The sequence below is a fragment of the Pseudomonas sp. AG1028 genome (assembly GCF_007993955.1).
Taxonomy (GTDB): Bacteria; Pseudomonadota; Gammaproteobacteria; order Pseudomonadales; family Pseudomonadaceae; genus Aquipseudomonas; species Aquipseudomonas straminea.
On the sequence record NZ_VIVP01000001.1, the window covers coordinates 31697 to 56552 of the forward strand.

At 58.8% G+C, this 24856-nt stretch carries 19 protein-coding genes; 6 read left to right on the forward strand and 13 right to left on the reverse strand.

Annotated features, from left to right (window positions below; translation table 11 throughout):
• The first annotated feature begins 24 nt into the window (after nt 1–24).
• Entirely contained in the window at nt 25–1800 is a 1776-nt protein-coding gene (locus tag FB481_RS00150; RefSeq protein ID WP_147174726.1) for an acyl-CoA dehydrogenase C-terminal domain-containing protein, read from the forward strand.
• Nucleotides 1801–2078: 278 nt separating this feature from the next.
• Here FB481_RS00150 and FB481_RS00155 read toward each other — a convergent pair whose 3' ends face one another.
• Entirely contained in the window at nt 2079–2639 is a 561-nt protein-coding gene (locus tag FB481_RS00155; RefSeq protein ID WP_147174727.1) for an NADPH-dependent FMN reductase, read from the reverse strand.
• Between the two features lie 198 nt (nt 2640–2837).
• Between FB481_RS00155 and FB481_RS00160 the strand changes: the two genes are divergently transcribed.
• A complete protein-coding gene (locus FB481_RS00160) occupies nt 2838–2996 on the forward strand; it encodes a YqaE/Pmp3 family membrane protein (protein WP_013792916.1) in 159 nt (52 codons plus the stop codon).
• Between the two features lie 55 nt (nt 2997–3051).
• Here FB481_RS00160 and FB481_RS00165 read toward each other — a convergent pair whose 3' ends face one another.
• The 8 genes from FB481_RS00165 to FB481_RS00200 form a co-directional block, all read right to left on the reverse strand.
• A complete protein-coding gene (locus FB481_RS00165; protein WP_147174728.1) occupies nt 3052–6822 on the reverse strand; it encodes a pilus assembly protein in 3771 nt (1256 codons plus the stop codon).
• A gap of 226 nt (nt 6823–7048) precedes the next feature.
• Nucleotides 7049–7504, reverse strand: coding sequence for a type IV pilin protein (locus tag FB481_RS00170; protein WP_147174729.1), 456 nt, complete (start codon nt 7502–7504; stop codon nt 7049–7051).
• The gene (locus FB481_RS00175; RefSeq protein ID WP_178109807.1) at nt 7501–11250 is read right to left on the reverse strand and encodes a pilus assembly protein; all 3750 of its coding nucleotides are present in this window, start codon (nt 11248–11250) and stop codon (nt 7501–7503) included. The genes FB481_RS00170 and FB481_RS00175 overlap by 4 nt, the downstream gene beginning before the upstream one ends.
• Nucleotides 11251–11261: 11 nt before the next feature.
• On the reverse strand, nt 11262–11906 hold the full coding sequence (locus tag FB481_RS00180) for a PilX N-terminal domain-containing pilus assembly protein (RefSeq protein WP_147174730.1): 645 nt from the start codon (nt 11904–11906) through the stop codon (nt 11262–11264).
• Entirely contained in the window at nt 11903–12751 is an 849-nt protein-coding gene (locus tag FB481_RS00185; protein WP_147174731.1) for a PilW family protein, read from the reverse strand. Before FB481_RS00185 ends, FB481_RS00180 begins: the two co-directional genes overlap by 4 nt.
• On the reverse strand, nt 12748–13314 hold the full coding sequence (pilV, locus tag FB481_RS00190; protein WP_147174732.1) for a type IV pilus modification protein PilV: 567 nt from the start codon (nt 13312–13314) through the stop codon (nt 12748–12750). The genes FB481_RS00185 and pilV overlap by 4 nt, the downstream gene beginning before the upstream one ends.
• Before the next feature lie 15 nt (nt 13315–13329).
• Nucleotides 13330–13881, reverse strand: a complete 552-nt coding sequence (locus FB481_RS23420) for a GspH/FimT family pseudopilin (protein WP_147174733.1) — start codon at nt 13879–13881, stop codon at nt 13330–13332.
• Nucleotides 13882–13950: 69 nt separating this feature from the next.
• Nucleotides 13951–14442 (reverse strand): GspH/FimT family pseudopilin, encoded by a 492-nt coding sequence (locus FB481_RS00200; protein ID WP_147174734.1) that lies wholly within the window; start codon nt 14440–14442, stop codon nt 13951–13953.
• Nucleotides 14443–14552: 110 nt separating this feature from the next.
• Between FB481_RS00200 and thiO the strand changes: the two genes are divergently transcribed.
• Complete coding sequence (thiO, locus tag FB481_RS00205; protein WP_093499944.1) at nt 14553–15647, forward strand: glycine oxidase ThiO; 1095 nt, start codon at nt 14553–14555, stop codon at nt 15645–15647.
• Between the two features lie 107 nt (nt 15648–15754).
• Here thiO and FB481_RS00210 read toward each other — a convergent pair whose 3' ends face one another.
• The 4 genes from FB481_RS00210 to FB481_RS00225 form a co-directional block, all read right to left on the reverse strand.
• On the reverse strand, nt 15755–17092 hold the full coding sequence (locus FB481_RS00210) for a sigma-54 dependent transcriptional regulator (RefSeq protein WP_093499942.1): 1338 nt from the start codon (nt 17090–17092) through the stop codon (nt 15755–15757).
• 8 nt (nt 17093–17100) lie between these two features.
• Nucleotides 17101–18693 (reverse strand): PAS domain-containing sensor histidine kinase, encoded by a 1593-nt coding sequence (locus FB481_RS00215; RefSeq protein ID WP_093499940.1) that lies wholly within the window; start codon nt 18691–18693, stop codon nt 17101–17103.
• Nucleotides 18683–18928: a PP0621 family protein gene (locus tag FB481_RS00220; RefSeq protein ID WP_093499938.1), complete on the reverse strand. Its 246-nt coding sequence runs from the start codon at nt 18926–18928 to the stop codon at nt 18683–18685. Before FB481_RS00220 ends, FB481_RS00215 begins: the two co-directional genes overlap by 11 nt.
• A gap of 146 nt (nt 18929–19074) precedes the next feature.
• On the reverse strand, nt 19075–20064 hold the full coding sequence (locus tag FB481_RS00225; RefSeq protein ID WP_093499936.1) for an outer membrane protein assembly factor BamD: 990 nt from the start codon (nt 20062–20064) through the stop codon (nt 19075–19077).
• A gap of 147 nt (nt 20065–20211) precedes the next feature.
• On the opposite strand from FB481_RS00225, the gene rluD reads away from it, so the two are divergent.
• The 3 genes from rluD (at nt 20212) to clpB (ending at nt 24825) form a co-directional block, all read left to right on the forward strand.
• Nucleotides 20212–21186, forward strand: coding sequence for a 23S rRNA pseudouridine(1911/1915/1917) synthase RluD (gene rluD / locus FB481_RS00235; RefSeq protein WP_013792894.1), 975 nt, complete (start codon nt 20212–20214; stop codon nt 21184–21186).
• A complete protein-coding gene (pgeF, locus tag FB481_RS00240) occupies nt 21183–21923 on the forward strand; it encodes a peptidoglycan editing factor PgeF (RefSeq protein ID WP_147174735.1) in 741 nt (246 codons plus the stop codon). Before rluD ends, pgeF begins: the two co-directional genes overlap by 4 nt.
• Before the next feature lie 337 nt (nt 21924–22260).
• Nucleotides 22261–24825 (forward strand): ATP-dependent chaperone ClpB, encoded by a 2565-nt coding sequence (clpB, locus tag FB481_RS00245; RefSeq protein WP_093499933.1) that lies wholly within the window; start codon nt 22261–22263, stop codon nt 24823–24825.
• The last annotated feature ends 31 nt before the right edge of the window (nt 24826–24856 follow it).

Genomic DNA, 24856 nt, shown 5'->3' on the forward strand with positions numbered 1-24856 from the left:
TGACCGTGCTACCGAGGATTTCCCATGGCCGACTATAAAGCTCCCCTGCGTGACATGCGCTTCGTGCTCAACGAAGTTTTCCAGGTTTCCAAACTCTGGGCGCAGTTGCCTGCCCTGGCCGAGGTCGTCGACGAGGAAACCGCCAACGCCATTCTCGAGGAGGCAGGCAAGATTACTGCCGGCATGATCGCGCCGTTGAATCGCGCCAGTGACGAGGAGGGCTGCACCTGGGCCAATACCGAGGTACGCACGCCGGCTGGCTTCATCGAGGCCTACAAGGCCTACGCCGAGGGCGGCTGGGTTGGCGTGGGCGGTGACCCGCAGTTCGGCGGCATGGGCATGCCCAAGGTTATCTCCGCCCAGGTCGAAGAGATGGTCAACTCGTCCAGCCTGTCGTTCGGTCTCTACCCGATGCTGACTGCCGGTGCCTGCCTGTCGATCAACGCCCATGCCAGTGAAGAACTCAAGCAGGCCTACCTACCCAATATGTACGCTGGCGTCTGGGCCGGCTCGATGTGCCTGACCGAGCCCCACGCCGGTACCGACCTGGGCATCATCCGCACCAAGGCTGAGCCGCAAGCTGACGGCAGCTACAAGGTCAGCGGCACCAAGATCTTCATCACCGGCGGTGAGCACGACCTGACCGAGAACATCATCCACCTGGTGCTGGCCAAGCTGCCGGATGCACCGGCCGGGCCCAAGGGCATCTCGCTGTTTCTGGTGCCCAAGTTCATGGTCAACGCCGACGGCTCGCTGGGCGAGCGCAACGCGGTTTCCTGCGGCTCAATCGAGCACAAGATGGGCATCAAGGCGTCTAGCACCTGCGTGATGAACTTCGATGGCGCCACCGGCTACATCATCGATGCGCCGAACCGCGGCCTGGCGGCGATGTTCACCATGATGAACTATGAGCGCCTGGGCGTTGGTATCCAGGGGCTGTCGACCGGTGAGCGTTCCTACCAGAGCGCCATCGAGTATGCCCGCGAGCGCATTCAGAGCCGTGCGCCGACCGGTGCGGTGGCCAAGGACAAGGCGGCCGACCCGATCATCGTGCATCCGGACGTGCGCCGTATGTTGCTGACCATGAAGGCCTTCAACGAAGGCGGTCGCGCCTTCTCCAGCTACGTAGCCCTGCAACTCGATACCGCCAAGTACAGCGAGGACGAAACCATCCGCCAGCGCGCCGAAGAGCTGGTGGCACTGCTGACGCCGGTGGCCAAGGCATTCCTTACCGACCTGGGATTGGAGACCACCATCCACGGCCAGCAGGTGTTCGGTGGTCACGGCTACGTACGCGAGTGGGGCCAGGAACAGCTGGTGCGCGACTGTCGCATCACGCAGATCTACGAAGGCACCAACGGCATTCAAGCGCTGGATCTGGTCGGCCGCAAGATCGTCGGCAATGGTGGATCCTTCTGCCGGCATTTCACCGGCGAAGTGCGAGCCTTTGCCAGCGATGCTGCATTGGCCGAGGAGTTCAGGGCGCCGCTGCTGGAGGCCGTCGAGATTCTGGAAACCCAGACGGCAGCACTGCTCGCACGTGCGCAAGGCAATCCGAATGAGATCGGGGCTGCTTCCGTGGAGTACCTGCACCTGTTCGGCTACACCGCCTACGCCTACATGTGGGCGATGATGGCGAAGGCGGCGCAGGGCAAGGAAGGGCAGGATGATTTCTACTCCGGCAAGCTGGGCACCGCACGTTTCTACTTCGCCCGCCTGCTACCGCGCATCCACTCGCTGAACGCCTCGGTGGGCGCCGGCAGCGACAGCCTGTATCTGCTGGCCGCCGAGCAGTTCTGAGTCTGTGAGCCGCGTGTAGGCTATTGCTTACACGCGGTTCTGCCTTTAGCCACTATGGCCACCTGCGGCACAGGCGTAATCTTCACTTCACGGACTTAGCGCAGGAAGCGCACTGAACAGACAAGGATACGTGGGACGCTGCCAGGATGGCGGATTGATCAAGGATGTCAGGTTCAAGTCTGAAAAACCCCGCCTCGGCGGGGTTTTCTTTTTGTGCGGCAAAAACAGTTTGGTTGCACCGCGGCTAGAGCCCGCTGGGCGGGCTCTCGGGCTCAGCCTTATGGCTTCGCCGTCTTCTCTACCCAGGCTGCAAAGGTGTCGATGTACTTCTGCAGGAAGGGCTTGATGCTGTCGCTCAGCTTGCCGCTTTCATCGAAGAAGTTACCGGCGCCGCCCAGGTAGGCCTCGGGCTGTTGCAGCACCGGCATGTCAAGGAACACCAGAGCCTGACGCAGGTGATGATTGGCGCCGAAGCCACCGATGGCACCTGGCGAGGCGCTGACGATGCCGGCCGGTTTGCCGCTCAGTGCGCTCTGCCCGTAAGGCCGCGAGGCGACGTCTACGGCATTCTTCATCGGCGCTGGGATCGTGCGGTTATATTCGGGGGTCACGAACAGCACGGCGTCAGCGGCTTTGAGCGCGTTACGGAAGGTGGTGTAGGCGGCTGGAGCCGGATCGACGTCGATGTCTTCGTTATAAAGCGGCAGCTCACCGATCTCGACGATATTCAGTTTCAGCTGCTGTGGCGCCAGATCGGCGAGTGCCAGCGCCAGTTTTCGGTTGATCGATGCCTTGCGCAGGCTGCCAACCAGTACGGCCACGTTGTACGTTTTGCTCATGGAAGCTCTCCTGAACGGGGATGGAGCAGTTATAGACAGGCCTGCTCACTATAGACTCCGTAGCGCGACGATAAACTTTCCTGACTGTGTCCACTTGCATGCGAGGCTTGGCAAGGCGATTTTCCCTGAACCGCCGCTTGCCAGCGTCAGTCGATTATGGGGTATCGCCCGCTTGGGCCTCACCATAGGACTATCATCATGGATCTGATCCGCATTCTGATCGCCATTATCCTCCCGCCGCTGGGAGTGTTCCTGCAGGTCGGCTTCGCTGGCGCCTTTTGGCTGAATATCCTGCTGACGCTACTGGGCTATTTCCCGGGCATCATTCATGCGGTGTACATCATCGCCAAGCGCTGAGCCAAGCGAGCAATAAAAAACGCCCCGAGGGGCGTTTTTTATTGCGTGCTCAGTTTCAATCCTGTCGATCTACCCGCCGCCAGCTTTGTCGACCGATGCTTGAGGGGTCTGGGTAGACGGTGACGCACTCCTGACCAGTACAATACTGGTAGCCACCATCAGGATTCTGGGAGAGCGTGCCGCCACCTTCACCGTCCTGGCGTACCGCTGAAATGATAGAAGTGCCAAGAGAGGAGTTCGATGCACTATAAGCGAACGCTCGCTGCGAGGTTCGACCTCCGGTAAAGGGGTTGATGGCGTAGCTCCAACTGCTGGCACCGTCTCCGCAGGGATCGCTATTGGGCGTCAATGACTGGAAAAGAATGGTGCGGCCGAGCTGCGACATGTTTTCAACCACCATTTCTCCATCGGTTTGAGACAGGTTCAGGTACCAACCGTTTTGTGCCGGTTGTGCAGAGCTCCCTGTAGTTGCCTGCCATCGAACGGTGTTATTGCTTATGATGCGAGCCTGGCGAGTCGTGCCATCGCCGGCAGTCGCCGTTACCGAATCCGTTACAGTCTGCTGCTGCAAGCTGCTGCGGTTGATTGACGGGTTGTTAGCTATTTCGCCCAAGGTCTGCTTGTCCCAGATGCCATAGACAGACTGCGGCATACTCTTGTCACCGTCCTTGTCATCGCTGTCGAAAAAACGACCCGTTCCGAACACCACCAGGTAGCCCGTTCCAGTTGGGTGAGCTACAAGGTTGGGAGCCGATGTAATGGCTTGGCGTTGAGTTCCCGCGTTGTCTGCAGTAGCCCTGAACAGAGGACTTCCGCCAAACCCGACCTTGAATTCGCTGACAGCGGAATCGCCATCGTCGGCCGTGGTGAAAGGGGTGGTGTTACTACGACCGCTGCGTAGGAGATCGAAGCGCCACATATTCCCCTGCAGGTCGCCCGCGTACGCGTAATCGGCTACACCGTCAGCGTTGTAGTCAGCCAGCTTGGGCGTCGATAACCCATTGGCAACGCCAGCCGAGCCTTGAACTTCAAGGCTCCTAAGCAGCGTACCTTGCATCGCATCCAGAATGAAAAGGGCTGCTTTGCCATTGGTATTGCCCGCGCTTTCATAGCCATTGCCGAAAACCACTGCCCACTTGCCGTTGTGCAAGCGAGCGATGGTGGGCTGTGAATAGCTATACCCCATTTTTGCGGCGTTGGCCGTAGCGATGCTGTTCTCATCAAACTGCCACAACAGCTTTTCGCTGCCAGGTGTGGTGACATCAAGCGCGAATATGGATTTGCCGCCCGCTTTGAGCGTTCCGACCAGAATGGTTCGCCATTGCCGTGTAGCACTGTCATAGACATCGCCAACAACAGGCGAACCGTCGACATAGAACTCGTGTGAATAATTGGCGCCTGTCAGCTTATGCAGTTTGGGAAACACAGCGGATGGAATGAAGGCGAATTCTTCGACCCCCGTAAGCGCATTGAAGCCGTGCAGCATGCCGGCGTTGCCACCAACATAGATGCGCGGAGTGCGATTGGCGATGGCAGTTTTGAAGGTGGTGTAAGCCGTATTGCCTTCCAGACGATTGGAAAACTGTTCGAGGTATCGCGCCCCCGACACAACGGCGGGGCTGGATGAGTAGAAGTCGCCGAGTAGCCCGCTACGGCGACGGAACGTGGTGCCTTCACCCGTCCGACTGCCACGCAGATAGTCCACTCGTGAAGCGGCCAGATTATCCACAAGGCCGGTTTCCGGGTTTCTGGTCAGATAGGCAAGCAGCGTGGTTCCAGCGTATTGGCTGAGAAGCGCGTTGGCAGAGGTGAGATCCTGAAGTCCGTTGTTACTGGCAGTCGTTGGGGCGGCGATCTTTATTCGCCGTTGCGACCAAGCCGGGACCTTGGTCTTGGCGCTCCAAACCTCCACGGTGTCAATGGTACTGGTTTGAGCATTCCAGCGTTTTTCGAAGCGCTTTACGTCCCCGGACCAATTGTCGTCACTGGCATACGAGGTCTGATAGGAAACCGTTTGAGTCGTACTCTCGTCGGAGCTTATCTGGCCAGAGTTGATCGCAGGGCGGGCGGCACTGGATTTTCGATCCGCGATGCGCGAGAGGATATCCGCGAAGGCTTGCACCATGGCCTCTGGGCTGTCGACGCTAAAGAATTCTCCCCGGGAATTGATTGCGGCGTGCCACAGGTCGTAGACATTCGCATCGGTGGCATTGGCTGCCGCCGCAGGCCATGCGGCGCCGGCCTCAAGCGCCGCGTAGCCGCTTCCCGCAAAGGTGCTGCCGCCCCATGGGATGTTGCTCTGGGTTAGAGACTGCGTCAGCCCAAGCCCCATGGTGAAATTGGTCATGTGCTGCCAGGTCGCCGGGTCGTTGCGCGGGTTCCAGTAGTCTGCTGTCGTATCGCCACTTTTGAATGGCAGGTAAGCGGGCAAACTGTTGCTTAGGTTAGGGTTCAGGTCAGTAGCCCAATAGTGCATGGCCAGATCCGCTAGCGTATTGGGCGTACTGTCGTAATAAGGCGCGCGTTGCGTGAACGCCCTGCCATCCGGGAGCGTGAAGGACGCCGCGTCATGACGGAAATTGCTTGGCGCGCTTGCCGCCTCGTTCCACTGCCCATCGGTCATCATGATGTGGTAACTGGCGCGGCACGCGTAGGTGTTCTGGGTGGTATTGGTTCCGGTCGCGTTGGGAAATACCTGCCATGGAACGGTCGTTCTATAAAACTCACCAGCACGCTTCATCGCCGCAGGCAGATAGGTGCTCTGGTCGAACGCAATATTCTGTAGCCATGCGTAGAGCTGACCTTTGTGAGCGGGCGTATAGGCCTTGAACGCGTTGTTGCGGCAATAGGTAGTATCACTGCCATCGAAAGTGGTGCAGCGTCCCAATCCCTGCCAACTCAACCTGACGGAGGGTGAGAGGTTATAGAAGGCCAGCGCTGCAGCGGAAATGGTCGATAGTGCGCGATTGCGGTAGAAGGAATACCAATTCGCAAAATTAGCCTGTTCGTTGCTACCGACGAAACGCAAGGTATAGCAATTGTCGTTGCCCGTTGTGCAATTGCCGGCTCTGCTTGGATCGTAGATGTAGTAGTAAGCCGGTACTGGTCGCCTGACCAGCGAAGCGGTGTAACCGCTGGCCGTCCTGCTGCAGTCCGCGGTGAGGCCTGAAAAAATGCCTGGGTAGCTGGCGACCGCTGTACAGCCGAGCACTCCAATGAGGACCGGAGTGATGGTGAATTGGATGCCGCCGGGCGAGTTTGCTTGGGTAGCAATGAGTGTACTGAGGCTTACCGTGGCGGAGAAGTCGGCGCTGGGGTTATCAGCCAGCCGTGAAACCGTGCCAGTCGGTTGGGCATAGTTGCTGACGTCTCCGTAGTTGTAGCTGGTACTTCCTGGAATGGTGGTTAAGGGGACGTCCCAGGCCACTCTATAGCCAGCACCGCTCAAGTTTGCCGAGCCTACTGAGGTTTTGAATCCGTTGTGCCAAGCCTGAGTGAAAGTGGTCGCCAGCTGCTGCTCATTGCCCGATGTATCGAAGACCACCGGAGCGGCATAAGTGGCATTTGGATTGTAGTAGATCGGATTGTAAGCGCTGGATTTGGCCCGTCGAGTTGCGGATTCGCTGCTTAGTCCGTCTGGCGCAAACCCCCAGCGCATGCTTCCTGAATCATCGAGTGTCAGCAGCATATTGGGGGGCACGCCCACTGTAAGGCTCAGCGGGCTCTGCGAAACGGCTGCCAAGCTGCTCGTGGTGCTCGATAATGCAACGCTCAACACGGCGTAGCGCAGCGTTTTGACATTGAAGATGGTTGTGAATCGCTTCATCTCGCCGGCTCTCCCTCGCTCATGCTCCTTGTGTATACGGTCGTGCGTAGAGCAGATAGTTCTGCCCAATTCGGCTACCTCTCGTCGTCTGGGTGGCGGTACGCATCACGGTTTCGTTCGCGTGTTTCAAATACAAGTGCCACATAGGCCTTCGAGAGGACTTGCCTGTCAAATCGTAGGCAAAAAAAACCGCGCCTAGCGCGGTTTTTAGTTGCAGATTATTGAACTAGCGCCAGCAATCACTCGCACTGGCGCCTGATGCAGTAGCCCCTTTAACGCCATTCGCGGTAAGCGTGAGATTGCCGCATTTTGTATCGCTAAACTGCTGGGTGGCTGTCAGGGTATAACCGCCGTCACCAGCAACCTTACCTACGGAAAAGATATATTTCCCAGTAGCTGACTTGTTACTCGAAAGATTCATTCCCAGCTTTCCTATGTCGGCCGCTGCCGTCACATAGGCATTGTTCTGATTGAAATAGCGCTCCTGGCGAGCGGCCGCATCACTTAGTAACGCCTGACCCTCTGTGCGATTACCGCGTTTTACATATTCCGTGTAACTCGGGTAGGCGATGGCGGCCAGTATGCCGATGATGGCTACGACGACCATCATCTCGATCAATGTGAAGCCGGTTTGTCTGTAGGTGCGAGCGGAGAGCCTTGCGTTGCTTGTGAACTTATTCATTCCTTTTCCTCCGTGCGACGCCATGCCTGGCGGCCAATGCTAGTTGGGTCTGGATAAATACTGATGCAGGATTGGCCGGTGCAGTACTGGTAGCTGCTATCTGGATTCTGAGAAAGAGTTCCGCCGCCCTCACCGTCCTGACGAACGGCAGAGATGATTTTCGTGCCGACGTCAGATGTTGGCGCATAGTCAAACGCTTTCTGATTCGTTCGGCCGCCTGTAAAGGGGTTAAGTGCGTAAGTCCAGTTACTTGCACCGTCGCCGCAAGGGTCGGTATTTGGAACCAAGGATTGGAAGAATATTGTTCGCCCCAACTGGGACATGTTTTCCACTACCATCTCGCCATCATTTTGTACGAGGTTCAGGTACCAACCATTTTGAGCTGGCAGCGTGGAGCCTGACGAGTTAGTCGTATCTTGCCAGCGAATAGCATTGTTGCTGATGACGCGGCCTTGTGCCGTCCGTCCATCAGCTGAAACTGTGGTGCTATTCATAATACTCTGAGCTTGTAGTGTTGATCGCGAAATATTGGGATTATTAGCAATCTCTCCCAGCGTTTGTTTGTCCCAAATTCCATAGACGCTCTGGGACATGCTTTTATCGCCTTCCTTATCGGCGGTATCAAAGAAACGTCCGGTACCAAATACCACCAAGTATCCGCGACCTGTTGGATGCGTGATGAGGCTTGGGGCTGAGGTGATGGGCTGACGTTTTGTACCCTCATTGTCTGCAGTAGCTTTAAATAGCGGGTTACCACCGAAGCCTACCCTGAACTGACTGACAGGCACATCGTTCGTGACTTTGAACGGAGCATCGGCATCACGTGTTGTACGCAGGAGATCAAAGCGCCACATATTGCCTTGCAAATCCCCCGCGTAGGCGTAGTCAGCTGTGCCGTCTCCGTTGAAATCGCCAAGCTTCGGTGTTGAGAGCCCATTTGCAACGCCGCTGGCACCCTGTACCTCCAGGCTTTTGAGTAAGGTCCCTTGCATCGCATCAACAATGAACAAGGCAGCTTTGCCATTGGTATTATTAGCGCTTTCATAACCATTGCCGAATACGACTGCCCATTTTCCTGTATGCAGTCGTGCAATCGTAGGCTGCGAGAAACTGTAGCCCATCTTTACTCTCTCAGCATCCGTAATGCTGTTCTCATCAAATTGCCACAGTAGCTTTTCTTCTCCCGGCGTAGTGATGTCAAGTGCAAAAATAGATTTTCCACCAGCCTTTAACGTGCCAACCAGAATTGTGCGCCATTCGGTACCAGTGTAAACGTCGGCAACAGTGGGGGAACCATCGACATAAAATTCGTGGCTGTAGTTGGAGCCAGTCAGTTTGTTGAGTTTAGGGAAAACTGCAGAAGGAATGAATGCGAACCTCTCGATCCCCGTTTGTGCATCAAAACCATGCAGCATGCCGTCATTGCCGCCCACATATACGCGGGAGGGACGATTGGCAATGGCGTTCTTGAACTCAGTATATTTTTGGTTGCCTTCTAGTCGATTGGTAAACTGCTCCAGATAACGTGGCGTATTTAATACCACAGCAGGTGTGGAGGAGTAGAAGTCGCCCAGCACCCCGCTTCGACGTCTGAAAGTGGAGCCTTCACCAGTCCGATCACCTCGTAGGTAATTGATACGTTCCGGAGCTTTAGTGTCGGCGACGTTAGCGCTTTCTGGATTTCTATTCAGATAGTTGAGCAGCGTAGTACCTGAGTAGCTAGTAAGAGCTGCATTTTCAGCGTTAAAGTCCACGAGCCCCAAGTTTCCTGCTCCCGCAATTTTAATGTTGCGGATGCCGGGGACATTGGCTTTGGCGCTCCAAACTTCCATGGTCTCGATTGTGCTGGTTTGAGCGTTCCAGCCTTTTTCGAAGCGCTTTACATCACCAGACCAGTTGTCATCACTGGCATAGGATGTCTGATACGACACTGTTTTAACTGTGCCGTTATTATTTTCATCGACACTAATCTGCCCTGAGTTAATCGCTGGGCGTGCAGCTGTGGACTTGCGGTCGGCGATGCGTGAAAGTATATCGGCAAAGGCTTGGACCATATCTTCGGGGCTGTCCACGCTAAAGAACTCACCCCGGGAGTTAATTGCCGCATGCCAAAGATCGTAGACGTTTTCATTAGTGGCATTGGGGCCGGCGGCGGGCCAATTCGCCGTACCTGCGGCCAGGGCGCTATATCCGGTACCGGCAAACGTACTTCCTGCCCATGGAATATTGCTTTGATTAAGCGACTGAGTAAGACCAAGGCCCATCGTGAAATTGGTCATATGCTGCCATGTGGCGGGGTCGTTGCGCGGGTCCCAATAATCAGTCGTGCTATTTCCACTCTTGAAGGGGGTATAGGCAGCCAGCTTATTAGTCAGGTTAGGATTAAGATCAGTTGCCCAGTAATGCATCGCCAAGTCAGCCAAGGTATTTGAAGTGCTGTCGTAGTAGGGGGCTCTTCGCGAAAAAGCTGTACCATCAGGGAGCTCGAAGGTCCTCGCATCATCCTTGAAATCACTAGGCGCCGATGCCGCGGTATTCCAGACGCCATCCGTCATCATGATGTGGTAGCTGGCTCGGCAGGCATAGGTGTTCTGAGTAGTATTACCCGCGGCATTGGGAAACGCTTGCCAAGCGGTAGCGGTTTGGTAAAAGTCGCCAGCCCTTCGCATAGCTACCGGCAATGGGGTGCCATTGTCGAATGTCATTGTGCGGAGCCAGTTGTAAAGCTGGCCTTTGTGAGTCGGGCTGTAGGCTTTGAAAGCGTTATTGCCGCAATCAGCATCTGATCCGTTGAATGTTGTACAGCGGTTCAGTCCTTGCCAGCTTAGGCGGACCGCCGGGGAAACATCATAAAACGCTAGCGCAGCAGCTGAAATGGTCGCCAATGCGCGGTTTCGATAGAAAGAATACCAATTAGCAAAATTTTGCTGTTCGTTAGGATCGACAAAACGCAGTTTATAGCAGGCATCTACTGATAAGTTGCAGTTGGTGGCGAGTGATGTGTCATAAATATAATAATATGCGGGTACCGGCTGTTTCGTCAGGCTCGCGGTTACCGTGGTTGCTGCACCATTTACGCTGCAGCTTGCTGTAATCGGCGATGCAAATGATGTGTGGCTGGCTGTTGCGCTACACGTTGTGCTTCGACGGTCAGTGGTTCTAATAACTGTGAATGTAATGCCACTATCACTGATCGTTCTTATCTCGGTGCCATCGCGGTTCATGTTGAAAGTTAGTTCAAAGTCTGAGTCAGGGTTCTGACTTAGTCGGCTAACTACCCCGGTGCCTGAATAGTTTGTGGAGTTATTGTAGCTGTAGTTGCTGGGCGGAGCTGTAATAGGTACGTCCCAAGCTGCACGGTATTCGGCTTTACTTAGATCGATCGAGTTGATACCGGTGTTGAATCCATTGTGCCAAGCTTTGGTGAAGCTTGTTGTTAGTGCTTGCTCTGTTCCATCTGTTTTGAAAATCGTGGGGGATTTGTATTTTGCGGTTGGGTTGTAGTAGAGCGGGTTGAATGCGCTGGATTTGGCGCGTCGAGTGGCTGATGTTGCACTAATAGCATCGGGTGCAAACCCAAACCGCATGCTGCCTGAGTCATCAAGCGTCAGAAGCATGTTGGGAGGAACGCCAATTGTAAGGCTTAATGGGCTTTGCGAGACAGCAGCATAACTATTGGCTCCGTGCAGTAGCGTTGCACTAAACGCACCGTAAAAGAATAGTTTGGTGTACTGATTGCTTTTCATTATGCTGGATCTCAATTGTTCAGGCCCATATATATATTGGCATGCGTTGACTGCAGATAGACCTGATCGTCAGCTTTGGAATTGTTCAGGTAGTAGTAGGTGCCTTGGCCTTGGGCAACCATCCCATACTCTGCATTGACCGCGTTGTTACTGACGGTTACCGCCCGAGTGCTGTTCCAAAGGGTGGTCTGATTGTTGGCGGTTTCTCTATTTCCAGCGGTCGTTTGGTTTGCCGCATCCGTACCCCTATAAGGCATCCACACTAAGCTATTCGTGGACTCGCTTTTGAAAAAAGCTGATGTGATCAACCAAGGTTTGTCAACGAAGTTGAGCAAATTTCCATCGTTGATTGCGAGCAAGCACGGTTTATTCAGGCCGTTGCTCTTGATTGTATTGGCTGTGGTGCAATTGGCTGCGTTACCTTCAAGTTTATCGATTAGGTTTGCCGGGCCGTAGTAGCGAAATTCTGCCTCACGCAGCGCTGCATCAGCTGCACTTTGCTGTTGCGTGTCGTGGGCGCGGTTTGCCGTGATGCGGCTTTCCAACGTGGTGCCTCGCATGCTGCCTACGGCCATCAGTGTCAGTACCAGCAACATGACCAGGGCGACGACCAGGACAGCGCCGTTTTGTGAGTGGCGATCAGATAGATGGGTCATGGCATTAGATTCCTGACGGTTTGAGTGCTTCCGACGACCTGGTAAATACGTTTGTTGTCGCCTGCTTGCAGGCGCGTTTTGGTTGCGGCTGGTGCCACGGCGAGCCAATCGGTGAGCACCTTGGAGTCGTCGCTATCCCGCTGCCCAGCTGCACTTGCCATCAGCAGGGAGTAGCGCACACTACGGATCGCCCCCGAGCTGGCCGTCCAGTCTTTTTGCGGTAAGTAAGACGTCACTTCCTTGGAAAGTACGTCACTGCTGCCGACACCAAAATCGACGCGCATATCAGCGATGCCTGTGAGCTGTTCGGTGAATTGAGGGGTAGTTGCGTTCAGGCTTTTGCACAGAAGCCTGCCGTTCTGAAGTGCGTTCGAAGCCCCTGGCTCATATTTGAAGGCAAGAATGATCAAGTCGTTTGAGGTCAGATTCGAAGGGAAGGCTTGTGTGAATGTGGTGCTGCTTGCCACGCCTTGGCAGTCGAGGTCGCCGCTTACCTGGGGCTGGTATCGCAGGCAGAAGCCTACTCCTTCAGTTGTAGCCAAATTGGTAACTGACGCACCTGCGCTAAAGGCCATGCAGCCATCTGATGCTGCGCGCTCCGGGAAAGACATTTCCAGAAGGCTTGAGGGAGTTCGGCGATAGCCGGCCTTGCCCAGATATTGATCGAGCAACAGCGCTGCAAATCGGCCGCTGTCGAGATTGCCGCTTTGACTCTGCTGGAACAGGTAATGCCGCTGGTTATCGATGTATACCTGAGTGATACCCAGAATCAGAAAGCTGCTGATCGCCAGCGCGATCAGCAGTTCGATCATCGAAAGACCGCTTTGGCGCTTCATGTGATTCATGGTTGCACTCGCACGGTATAGGTACAGATGGTCGAAGAGTTGGTGGTGTCAGCCGCATCTAGGCAAGTACCTTCTCGAACTTGCCAGGCAAGGCGGATTTCGATCATGGAGCCTTGGCCATTACAGTTGCCGGCGCTGCTGCTGCGGCAGATATACGAGTCGCTGACGAAAACGGTCGAGCCGCCCGGCAGCAGCGCCTTTGCCTTACTGGCCCAGCAGTCACGTTGTTCGGCGGCGGTCTTGGGCACTACGGTAGCGCTGGCGACACAATCGGCTGGGCTGGAGAAATCCGACGCTTTGGCTTTATAGAAGATCGAACTGGACTTGAGCCCATTGTTCATCGGGAACTGCGGCGCGGCGTTGCTAAAGGTCTCGCCGGGGTTGGCGCGGATGATTTCAACCAGTTCATTAGCTAAATCTACTGCCACATTGCGCTGCACGGAATCTTGCGAGTACTGCACGCTGCGGCCTTGTAGGGCGACCATGCCGAGCACCCCGACGGTGGTTAGCAGCAAAGCTACGAGTACTTCGATCAGGCTGAATCCCTTTTGCACGTTTTTCATCACCTTTCCTCGGTACTACTGACAGGCTGTCATGCTGGTAGTGGAACTAGTCATGCCTCTTGGCCAACTTCGGACGCTGCCGCTGGCTTTGACGTCGATGGTAAAACCGTTGGCGTAGTCAGTACCTTGGCAGGTAAGCAAAGTCGTATCGGTACTGGTTCCGTTGTACCTGAACAGTATTTCAGTGACGGAAGTGACCACTGGATTCACCGTGCTGCCAGGCGGAATATCCAGTCTTCGCTGTACTTCAGCTGCATCGGTACAGGTTTTTTTCACTGTCCAGCGACCGCTTTCCTTGCAAACCCTCATGAAGGTCTTTTGCTCGACTGCAGTAGTGCGTGCGTACTGCACCAGTGCCAGCATCTCGTTGTTCAGCGACTGCGTGCGACTCTTATTGATGAATTGGGTGAAGTTCGGAATGGCGATGGCGGCGATTATCCCGACCAGAGCGATGATGATCATCAGCTCAATCAGGGTGAAGCCACGTTGCGTATGCGAGTACGCCGATGGCAGGCTATCCGAGAGTCTTGGCATGGTTGTCCAGTCTAAATACAGGAAGACATGCAAATCCTGACGGCTTCCCTGATAGCTGTCTTCAGGCTGTAGATGATCGGCCTTGAAGTGCGGATGACTGGTCTAGCAGCATTGAGAAGTGTGACTGGTGCCAAGTTTCAGTCGCCCTTGGCGGTTGAGTGTCAACAGTTGGTGAGGCCCATTGCTGTTGCATATGAAAATCGTGCCGTTGCTAACCCAGCTGGTTCCATTGGGATGAAAGCTGACACTGTCGCTGCCGAAACCTATCCTGCAGATATTCCCAGTCGGGGCTGCCTGTTGGCTCAATATCGTCGGCTCATCGCCTGCCGTTGTGATAAGCCAATAGCTGCTCCAGTCGCCGTCACAGATTGCGCCATCGCTCGAACCGCATAGCTTGTGGGGGCGACCTTGAGTTATGGCGTTCGTACGAGTTTTCTGAATATGGCTGGCAAGAAGGTCGCGAGTCGATTCGTGGCGCTTGTTTTCTTGGAAGCGAGCGAAAGCGGGAATGGCCAGGCTAAGCAAAATGCCCAGTAGAGCGACCACAAACAGCAACTCCACCAGGCCTACGGCCTTCTGTTGATCTCTATTCATGATGCATATCCCTATGCGCGTATGATTGGCGGCCTTCCTGGCCTGCCTTTTCTGTTTAGACCCTGAGGTGTCGCTGTCAAGGCTTGCCGTTTTCGTGACTGGGGTGAGTTGTGCGTGCGGATGTGATTGTGGTGGGGGGCGGGGTTATCGGGTTGTTGTCGGCCTATCAACTGGCGATGGCAGGCAAGCGCGTCACCTTGCTGGATCGTGGTTCTGTTGGTTCGGAGGCATCCTGGGCAGGGGGCGGGATCGTGTCGCCGCTGTATCCATGGCGATACAGCCAGGCGGTGACGGCGCTGGCGCATTGGTCTCAGGATTACTACCCAGGCTTGGGCGAGCGGTTGCTGGCGGACACCGGTATCGACCCCGAAGTGCATGTCACCGGTCTGTACTGGCTGGATCTGGACGATCAGGCCGATGCGTTGGCCTGGGCGCAGCGTGAGGGGCGGCCGTTGCATGAGGTGCCGGTCGAGTCGGCCTATGGGCAGGTTTCCGCTCTGGGCGCCGGATTCCAGCGCGCCATTTATATGTCCGGCGTCGCCAATGTGCGTAACCCGCGGCTGGTCAAGGCATTGCGCGCCGCCCTGCAACGTTTGCCGAATGTAACGCTGCGTGAGCACAGCCCGGTTGTGCAGTTCGTGCGCGAAGGCACCCGTATCGCAGGGGTGCAAATTGCCGCTGGCGAGTTGTTGGCCGAGCAAGTTGTTGTCGCTGCCGGCGCGTGGAGCGGCGAGCTATTGCAGAGTCTGGAAATGAGCCTGCCCGTCGAACCGGTCAAAGGGCAGATGATTCTGTTCAAGTGTGCGCAGGATTTTCTGCCCAGCATGGTGCTGGCCGGTGGGCGTTATGCGATTCCGCGGCGTGACGGTCACATTCTGGTGGGCAGTACGCTGGAGCATGCCGGCTTCGATAAAACGCCGACCAATGACGCACTGGTCAGTCTGCGGGCGTCTGCCGAAACGTTGCTGCCGGCATTGCGCGACGCCGAGGTGGTAGGACATTGGGCTGGATTGCGGCCCGGCTCGCCCGAGGGCATTCCCTTTATCGGTGAGGTGCCGGAGCATCAGGGCTTGTGGCTGAATTGCGGGCATTACCGCAATGGACTGGTGCTGGCGCCGGCATCCTGCCGGTTGCTGGCGGATCTGATGCTGAGGCGTGAGCCGATCATCGATCCGGCGCCTTACTCGCCGGCAGGGCGTTTTTAGGTAGGCGACCTGCTTTGGGGCGGGGCCGCTGAACCTGGGTATCGCTTCGCTCAACCTCAGGCTACGAGGGCTGTGTGCTCAGGGGGGGGCAACCGCAGGCTACGGTCTCAGTCGATGCCCAGTTTCTTGAGGCGATAGCGCATCGAGCGAAAGCTCAGGCCCAGGCGCTGGGCGGCGGCGGTGCGGTTCCAGCGGGTTTCCTCCAGCGCCTGCATGATCAGTTTGCGTTCGACGTCTTCCAGGTAATCCTCGATGTTGTCGATCTGCGCCAGGCTGGCGTCGCCGTTCTCGCCAGCCGGTGCGGCGTCTGCGAGGCGGAGGTCGTTGGCGCAGATCACGTCGCCTTCACACAGCGTGTAGGCGCGCTCCAGCATGTTCTCGAGCTCGCGCACGTTGCCGGGGAAGCGGTAACTCTTGAGCTTTTCCAGCGCCGGGCCGTCGAGCTTGACCGGCGGCAGGCCGATGCCTTCGTTGAGGCGCTTGAGCATCACGTCGGCCAATAGCGGAATGTCTTCACGGCGCTCGCGCAGCGGCGGTACGCGCAGTTCGATGACGTTGAGGCGGTAGTAGAGATCCTGGCGGAAGCGACCGGCCGCCACTTCGGCGGCGAGGTCCTTGTGGGTGGCGCACAGGATGCGGGTGTCGACCACCACTTCCTGCTGGCCGCCGACGGCGCGGACGGCCTTTTCCTGAATGGCGCGCAGCAGTTTGACCTGCATGGTCAGCGGCAGATCGGCCACTTCGTCGAGAAACAGGCTGCCGCCGTTGGCGGCCTGGAACAGGCCCTGTTTGTCTTCGACGGCGCCGGTGAAGCTGCCCTTCTTGTGGCCGAAGAATTCGCTTTCCATCAGCTCCGAGGGAATCGCGCCGCAGTTGACCGGCACGAAGGCGCGCTCGCGACGCGGGCCCTGTTCGTGGATCAGCCGCGCGACCAGCTCCTTGCCGCTGCCCGACTCGCCACTGATGTACACCGGCGCCTGGCTGCGGGCGAGCTTCTGAATTTGTGCACGCAGGGCGCGCATCGGTGGCGATTCACCCAGTAGTCGGCTGGCTCCTGGGGCTTCTTCATCTTCAGGGCTGCGCAGGCGCAGCGCCGTATCGACCAGCTCGCGCAGGCGGCCGAGGTCGACCGGTTTGGTCAGAAAATCGAAGGCGCCGGCCTTGAGCGCGTTGATCGCGGTATCCATGCTGCCGAACGCGGTGATCATCGCCACCGGCGTTTGAGGATAGCGCTGCTGGATGTGCTGCACGACGTCGAGCCCGGTGCCGTCGGGCATGCGCATGTCGGTCAGGCACAGGTCGAACGGCTCTTTGGCCAGCCACTCACGCGCTTCCTTGACGTTGCGGGCGCTGCGGGTGTCGAGTTTCATGCGCCCGAGGGTGATCTCCAGCAGTTCGCGGATATCGGGTTCGTCGTCGACGATCAGGGCTCTCTGGCGATTCATCAGGTCGTTCAGCTCAGTTTTCGCGGATGCGCGAAGGTGATACGGAAGCAGGCGCCGCCGCCTTCGCGTGGTTGATAGTGAAGATGAGCCTGGTTGCTTTCGCAAAGCTCGCGGGAAATATACAGGCCCAAGCCGGTGCCTTTGTTTTCCGTGGTGTAGAAAGGCTCGAAGATGTGATGCAGTTGGTCTGCCGGCACGCCTTCGCCGTCGTCAAGCACTTCGAGCACCGGCAGATCGTTGCGCGGATCGCGGAACAGCTTCAGCCACACCTGGCCTTGCGGATTGATCTTGGCGCTGTGGCGCAGGCCGTTTTGCACCAGGTTGGTGATGACCTGGTTGAGCTGGTTGGGATCCATGCGCGTTTGGATGCTGCTGCCTTCGATGGCCAGGTGCAGCACCTTGGAGGCCGGCGCTGTGCTGCGAAATTCAGCAGCGAAGCGGTGCAGCCAATATTTGAGATCCAGCAGTTGCGGCTCGGCCTGGCGGCGGCGCGAGAGCTGCAGTACGTTCTCGATGATGAGGTTCATGCGCCGCGAGTGATCCTGAATGATCTGCGCCAGGCGCAGATCCGGCCCCTGCAGGTCTTCGGATTCCTGCAGCAGCTGCGCCGCATGGCTGATGGCGCCTAGCGGGTTGCGAATCTCGTGGGCGATGCCGGCGGTAAGGCGCCCAAGGGCGACCAGCTTGAGCTGCTGCGCCTGCTGGGCGATCTGGGAGATGTCGTCGAGCAGGATCAGGATGTGCCGCTGGCCGCCACGCTGCAGTGGGATGAAGCTGGGCTGCAAGGTCGGGCCGTCGCTGAGCGTCTGCAGGCTGGCAGGGCGCAGGCTGCTATTTTCCTGCCATTGCTGCAGGCGTTTGACCAGTTCAGTGCAGTGCGGGTCGAGAATCTTACCCGCCAGGTTCTGCTGATCCAGCAGGGCGAGGGCTGCCTGGTTGGCCAGCAGCACGCGGCGCTGCTCGTCCACTACCAGAATGCCGGTGCGCATGCGCTGCAGAATCAGGTTATTGAGAGTTTCCAGATCCGCCACATCGGCGGCGCGCTGTTCGGCGAGGCTCTCGCTGGCCTGCAGGCGGCGGGTCACACCTTGCACGAACAGCGCGGCGGCGAAGCTCAGGGCGCCTAGAGCGCCGACCTGCACGTACTGGGCGCTGGCCTGCGCGTGATGCAGGCTCAGGTAGAAGGTCAGGTAGATCATGCCGATCGACGCAGCGGCGGCGATCAGCACGCCGAAGCGTCCGCGCAGCAGGATATTGGCGATCGCGACCGAGACGATCAACAGGTTGCCGATGCCGCTTGGCGTGCCACCGCCGGCGTAGAACAGCGCCGAGAGCATGATCACGTCGCCCAGCGCCACGGCGAATACCGGCAGCAGGCGGTTGGGCGTGTGTAGCGTCAGCGCGATCAGGATGTTGAGAATCAAATAGACCCAGCTGGCACCGCGAAACAGCGGCACGTGGGCCAGCTCCAGCAGTTCGGAGTCCAGGTTCGCGGAAACCAGCAGCACCAGCACCACGCCGATGATCAGGCGATAGAGGTGATACAGCCGGAAGATACGGTGGCCCTGGGAGCCGCGTACCGCTAGCGCGCTATTGGGCACCGGGCTTGGGGCCTTGTTCCAGGTGGGCCTGGCTGCAGTACCAGCGCTGCGCCAGCTGTAGGGCGTGCTGCTGCGGTGTGTGCACGCCGCAATGGGCACAGCGCACCATCGGCGTCGGGCTGTCTGCGGTTGGGGTTGCCTTCTGGCGCTGGCGCGGGGCACTGACATAGCGCCGCCATACCCAGATGACGGCAAAAATGATAGCAATCCAGAACAGCAGGCGGAACAGGCCCATGGCGCTCTCTTCGTGTCGAGGGATGGGGCAGTGTAGCTAACGACGACTTGCCCGCACAGTTACCCGGCACGCGTTTTTGCCAGGCCAGAAAGCACGATGCCAGTCGATTGACTGGCATCGTGATCAGGCTGGCGTGAAGACAGAGTTCAGTCGAACAGGCCGAATGTCATGTAGCTGAACCAGGAGCGTTTGCGGCCTTGCGCCTCGCCCTGCTCGCCGGATTTCAGCTCTGCCGGCATCTGGTCGACTGCTTCCTGGTACTGGCGCTGCACGTCCTGGCTGGCCTGGGTCTGGCTTGGAGGTGGTGGCGCGTCGCTTTCGATCAGGCCGAGGGTAGCCTTGGCCAGCCAGGAGCGTTCGTCGGCGGCCTCTTCCTGTGGCACGAACTCGCCGTTTTCCAGGCTCGGATGATCGGGGTAGTTGAGCTTGAGGGTTTCCAGGCTGGTAGCGGCCAGGTCGTCCAGGGTCAGGCGCTGGTAGGACTCGACCATTACGGCCAAGCCGTCGCCGACTGACGGGGTCTCCTGGAAGTTTTCCACCACGTAGCGGCCACGGTTGGCCGCAGCCACGTAAGCGTGGCGGCGCAGGTAGTAGTGGGCGACGTGAATTTCGTAAGCGGCCAGGAGATTGCGCAGGTAGATCATGCGCTGCTTGGCATCCGGTGCGTAGCGGCTGTTTGGATAACGGCTGGTGAGCTGGGCGAACTCGTTGTAGGAGTCGCGGGCCGCGCCCGGATCACGCTTGGTCATGTCCAGCGGCAGGAAGCGGGCGACGATGCCGCGGTCCTGGTCGAACGAGGCCAGGCCTTTGAGGTAGTAGGCATAGTCGACGTTCGGGTGCTGCGGGTGCAGACGGATGAAGCGCTCGGCGGCGGAGCGCGCGGCTTCCGGCTCGGCGTTCTTGTAGTTGGCGTAGATCAGCTCAAGCTGCGACTGCTCGGCGTAACGGCCGAAGGGGTAGCGCGATTCCAGGGCCTTGAGCTTGGTGACGGCGCTGGTGTAGCTGCCATTATCCAGGTCTTGCTGAGCCTGCTGGTAGAGTTCTGCCTCGCTCAGGTTTTCGTCCAGGACTTCCTTGGAGGAACAGGCGGCGGTAAGTGCGAGGATGGCGATCAGCAGCAGGTGTTTCACTGGCATGGCGGCTTGCGTCCCTGGGACGGCGGCTGTCTTGGGCAGGGCCGTCCTGTTATGATGAGTGCCCCCGGTACCCCTGGGGCAAAGACGCCGTATTTAACCACAAGCGTGTAGCCGAAACCAAAGGCTATGCCCCCGCCGTTGCCGAGCATGTCATCTATCAATAAGCAGGCCATTGAATTAACCGCCGAGGTCCCCGCCGATCTGGGCGGCCAGCGCCTCGATCAAGTCGCCGCCCAGCTGTTCGCCGAGCATTCGCGCTCGCGCCTTTCCGGCTGGATCAAGGAGGGCAACCTGACCGTCGACGGCCAGGTGCTGCGCCCGCGCGATATAGTCCACGGTGGCGCCGTTCTGGCGCTGTCGGCCGAGCAGGAAGCCCAGGGTGAGTGGATCGCCCAGGACATCGAGCTCAACATCGTCTACGAGGACGAGCAGATCCTGGTGATCGACAAGCCCGCCGGCCTGGTCGTGCACCCGGCGGCCGGGCATGCCGATGGCACCCTGCTCAATGCGCTGCTGCACCACGTGCCGGACATCGTCAACGTGCCGCGCGCGGGCATCGTGCACCGCCTGGACAAGGACACCACCGGCCTGATGGTGGTCGCGAAGACCATCGAGGCGCAGACCCGCCTGGTCGATCAGTTGCAGAAGCGCACCGTGAGCCGTATCTATGAATGTATCGTCATCGGTGTGATCACTTCGGGCGGCAAGATCAACGCGCCCATCGGCCGCAGCTCGTCCCAGCGCCAGCGTATGGCGGTGACCGATGGCGGCAAGCCCGCAGTCAGCCACTACCGTGTGCTGGAGCGCTTCCGTTCGCACACCCACGCCCGCGTCAAACTGGAAACCGGCCGCACGCACCAGATTCGCGTGCACATGAGCCATATCGGTTTCCCGCTGGTGGGCGACCCGGTGTATGCCGGCCGCTTCCGTATTCCGCCGGCCGCCAGCCAGACCATGGTGCAGAACCTCAAGGAGTTTCCGCGCCAGGCCCTGCACGCGCGTTTCCTCGAGCTGGATCACCCGATTACCGGTGAGCGCATGAAGTGGCAGTCGCCGCTGCCCGATGACTTCGTCTGGTTGCTGAGTCTCCTGCGTCAGGATCGCGAGGCGTTCATCGGATGAGTGACAAGGCCCACGACTGGCTGACGCCCAACTGGCCAGCGCCCGACTGGGTGCGTGCCTGCGTGACCACCCGCGCCGGAGGCGTGAGCCAGGCGCCCTACGACAGCTTCAACCTGGCCGCCCATGTCGAGGATGACCCGGCAGCGGTGGCCAAGAATCGCCAGCGTTTGCTCAGCCAGCTCGGCTGTCGGCCGGCCTGGCTGCAGCAGGTGCATGGTATTGCCGTTGCCCATGCCGACCCGGAAACGGTGGTCGAAGCCGACGCCAGCTGGACGGCGACACCCGGCATTGCCGCCACGGTGATGACCGCCGACTGCCTGCCGGTGTTGTTCTGCGACCGCGCCGGCAGTCTTGTGGCTGCAGCCCACGCCGGCTGGCGCGGCCTGGCCAATGGCGTGCTGGAAGCCACGCAGGATGCGCTGGCTATCGAGGCGGACGACACGCTCGTCTGGCTGGGACCGGCCATCGGCCCCCAGGCCTTCGAGGTTGGCGCCGAGGTGCGTGAGGCCTTCGTCAGTCAGCATGCTCAGGCCGCGGGCGCTTTCATGCCGAGCCAGAATGCCGGGCGCTTTATGGCCGATATCTATCAGCTGGCGCGCATCCGCCTGGCGGCGCGTGGTGTCAACGCCGTATATGGCGGCGGTTTCTGCACCGTCAGTGATTCGCGCTTCTACTCCTACCGACGCGCGGCCCAGACCGGGCGCTTCGCGTCGCTGATCTGGCTGGCGGATCGCTAGACACTCAGCAATTGCGTAGGAGCGGCTTTAGCCGCGAGCTTGTTATCAGGACAATTAAAGAGCTCGCGGCTAAAGCCGCTCCTACAAGACCGTGGCCGGAACAAGGTACTGAAGTCGGGCCGAAAGACCGTGAGTAGGTCCTAAGTGATCGTCAGCACGGGCGCCGCTGTCGAACGGCGCGTCATCAGGGGTGGCACTTTCGACGCCGCCCCTGATCCACCGCAAAACCTCTCCGCTTGAAACCCGCACAATCGGCCTCATCTATGCTCCATCTCGGCAGGTTTTATTGTCAGGCGCATGCACCGCGCCGGCCTGCCTTTACAGGAAGGAAGACGCCATGCGAATCGACCGTTTAACCAGCAAGTTGCAGCTTGCCCTTTCCGACGCCCAGTCCCTGGCCGTCGGCCACGACCATTCCGCCATCGAGCCGCTGCACCTGATGCAGGCGCTGCTCGACCAGCAAGGCGGCTCCATTCGCCCGCTGCTGATGCAGGTGGGCTTCGATGTGAACGGCCTGCGCCAGGCCTTGAGCAAAGAGCTCGACCAACTGGCCAAAATCCAGAACCCTACCGGTGACGTCAGCCTGTCTCAGGATCTGGCGCGCCTGCTCAACCAGGCCGATCGCCTGTCACAGCAAAAGGGCGACCAGTTCATCTCCAGCGAACTGGTGCTGCTCGCCGCGATGGATGAGAACACTAAGTTGGGCAAGCTGCTGCTCGCCCAGGGTGTGAGCCGCAAGGCGCTGGAGAACGCGGTGAACAACCTGCGTGGCGGCGATGCGGTCAACGACCCGAACATCGAGGAGTCGCGCCAGGCGCTCGACAAGTACACCGTCGACCTGACCAAGCGCGCCGAAGAGGGCAAGCTCGACCCGGTGATCGGCCGTGACGACGAGATCCGCCGCACCATTCAGGTACTGCAACGGCGTACCAAGAACAACCCGGTACTGATCGGTGAGCCCGGCGTCGGCAAGACCGCCATCGCCGAAGGCCTGGCCCAGCGCATCGTCAACGGCGAAGTGCCGGACGGCCTCAAGGACAAGCGCCTGCTGTCATTGGACATGGGCGCGCTGATCGCCGGTGCCAAATTCCGCGGCGAGTTCGAAGAGCGCCTCAAGGCCGTGCTCAACGAGCTGTCCAAACAGGAAGGTCGGGTGATTCTGTTCATCGATGAGCTGCACACCATGGTTGGCGCCGGCAAGGCCGAGGGCGCCATGGATGCGGGCAACATGCTCAAGCCGTCCCTGGCCCGTGGCGAGCTGCACTGTGTGGGCGCTACCACACTGAACGAGTACCGCCAGTTCATCGAGAAGGATGCTGCCCTGGAGCGGCGCTTCCAGAAAGTGCTGGTCGACGAGCCGAGCGAGGAAGACACCATCGCCATCCTGCGCGGCCTGAAAGAGCGCTACGAGGTGCACCACAAGGTAGCCATCACTGACGGTGCGATCATCGCCGCGGCCAAGCTCAGCCACCGTTACATCACCGACCGCCAGCTGCCGGACAAGGCCATCGACCTGATCGACGAAGCCGCCAGCCGTATTCGCATGGAGATCGACTCCAAGCCCGAGGTGCTCGATCGCCTGGATCGCCGGCTGATCCAGCTCAAGGTCGAAGCCCAGGCGTTGAAGAAGGAAGAGGATGAGGCGGCCAAGAAGCGCTTCGTCAAACTCCAGGAAGACATCGCCAAGCTGGAGAAGGAATACGCCGATCTGGAAGACATCTGGAAGTCGGAAAAAGCCGAAGTCCAGGGCTCGGCACAGATCCAGCAGCGTATCGAGCAGGCCAAGACCGAGCTCGAAGCGGCGCGCCGCAAGGGCGATCTCAACCGCATGGCCGAGCTGCAGTACGGGGTGATTCCCGATCTGGAGCGCAGCCTGCAGATGGTCGATCAGCACGGCACCACGGAAAACCAGTTGCTGCGCAGCAAGGTCACCGAAGAAGAAATCGCCGAAGTGGTTTCCAAGTGGACCGGTATCCCGGTCTCGAAGATGCTCGAAGGCGAGCGCGACAAGCTGCTGAAGATGGAAGGCCTGCTGCACCAGCGGGTGATCGGTCAGGACGAAGCCGTGGTGGCGGTGGCCAATGCCGTGCGTCGCTCGCGTGCCGGCCTGGCTGACCCGAACCGACCCAGCGGCTCGTTCCTGTTTCTCGGCCCGACCGGTGTGGGCAAGACCGAGCTGTGCAAGGCGTTGGCCGAGTTCCTGTTCGACACCGAAGACGCGCTGGTGCGTATCGATATGTCCGAGTTCATGGAGAAACACTCCGTGGCGCGGCTGATCGGCGCGCCGCCCGGCTATGTCGGCTACGAGGAGGGCGGTTACCTGACCGAGGCGGTGCGCCGCAAACCTTACTCGGTGGTGCTGATGGACGAGGTTGAAAAAGCTCACCCGGATGTGTTCAACGTGCTGCTGCAGGTGCTCGAGGATGGCCGCCTGACCGACAGCCATGGCCGCACTGTGGACTTCAAGAACACGGTGATCGTGATGACCTCCAACCTGGGCTCGGCGCAGATCCAGGAGCTGGTTGGCGACCGCGAGGCGCAGCGTGCGGCGGTGATGGATGCAGTGGGCAACCACTTCCGCCCCGAGTTCGTGAACCGCATCGACGAGGTGGTGGTGTTCGAGCCCCTGGCCCGTGAACAGATCGCCGGCATCGCGCGCATTCAGCTTTCGCGTTTGCTGCAGCGCCTGGCCGAACGCGACCTGAGCCTGGAGCTCTCCGACGAGGCGATGGACAAGCTGATCGCCGTTGGCTATGACCCGGTGTACGGTGCGCGGCCATTGAAACGCGCCATCCAGCGCTGGATCGAAAACCCGCTGGCGCAGCTGATCCTGTCTGGCCAGTTCAGCCCGGGCAGCACGGTGACGGGCAAGGTCGAGAACGACGAGATCGTCTTCGTCTAAAGCCTGATAATGCAGCACAAAGAACGGCTGG

Bases quoted from the DNA above. Each gene is read 5' to 3' on its own strand.
- FB481_RS00150 (WP_147174726.1), top strand. From the start codon at position 25: ATGGCCGACTATAAAGCTCCCCTGCGTGACATGCGCTTCGTGCTCAAC.
- FB481_RS00155 (WP_147174727.1), bottom strand. From the start codon at position 2,639: ATGAGCAAAACGTACAACGTGGCCGTACTGGTTGGCAGCCTGCGCAAG.
- FB481_RS00160 (WP_013792916.1), top strand. From the start codon at position 2,838: ATGGATCTGATCCGCATTCTGATCGCCATTATCCTCCCGCCGCTGGGA.
- FB481_RS00165 (WP_147174728.1), bottom strand. From the start codon at position 6,822: ATGAAGCGATTCACAACCATCTTCAATGTCAAAACGCTGCGCTACGCC.
- FB481_RS00170 (WP_147174729.1), bottom strand. From the start codon at position 7,504: ATGAATAAGTTCACAAGCAACGCAAGGCTCTCCGCTCGCACCTACAGA.
- FB481_RS00175 (WP_178109807.1), bottom strand. From the start codon at position 11,250: ATGAAAAGCAATCAGTACACCAAACTATTCTTTTACGGTGCGTTTAGT.
- FB481_RS00180 (WP_147174730.1), bottom strand. From the start codon at position 11,906: ATGACCCATCTATCTGATCGCCACTCACAAAACGGCGCTGTCCTGGTC.
- FB481_RS00185 (WP_147174731.1), bottom strand. From the start codon at position 12,751: ATGAATCACATGAAGCGCCAAAGCGGTCTTTCGATGATCGAACTGCTG.
- pilV (WP_147174732.1), bottom strand. From the start codon at position 13,314: ATGAAAAACGTGCAAAAGGGATTCAGCCTGATCGAAGTACTCGTAGCT.
- FB481_RS00200 (WP_147174734.1), bottom strand. From the start codon at position 14,442: ATGAATAGAGATCAACAGAAGGCCGTAGGCCTGGTGGAGTTGCTGTTT.
- FB481_RS00210 (WP_093499942.1), bottom strand. From the start codon at position 17,092: ATGAATCGCCAGAGAGCCCTGATCGTCGACGACGAACCCGATATCCGC.
- FB481_RS00220 (WP_093499938.1), bottom strand. From the start codon at position 18,928: ATGGGCCTGTTCCGCCTGCTGTTCTGGATTGCTATCATTTTTGCCGTC.
- FB481_RS00225 (WP_093499936.1), bottom strand. From the start codon at position 20,064: ATGCCAGTGAAACACCTGCTGCTGATCGCCATCCTCGCACTTACCGCC.
- rluD (WP_013792894.1), top strand. From the start codon at position 20,212: ATGTCATCTATCAATAAGCAGGCCATTGAATTAACCGCCGAGGTCCCC.
- pgeF (WP_147174735.1), top strand. From the start codon at position 21,183: ATGAGTGACAAGGCCCACGACTGGCTGACGCCCAACTGGCCAGCGCCC.
- clpB (WP_093499933.1), top strand. From the start codon at position 22,261: ATGCGAATCGACCGTTTAACCAGCAAGTTGCAGCTTGCCCTTTCCGAC.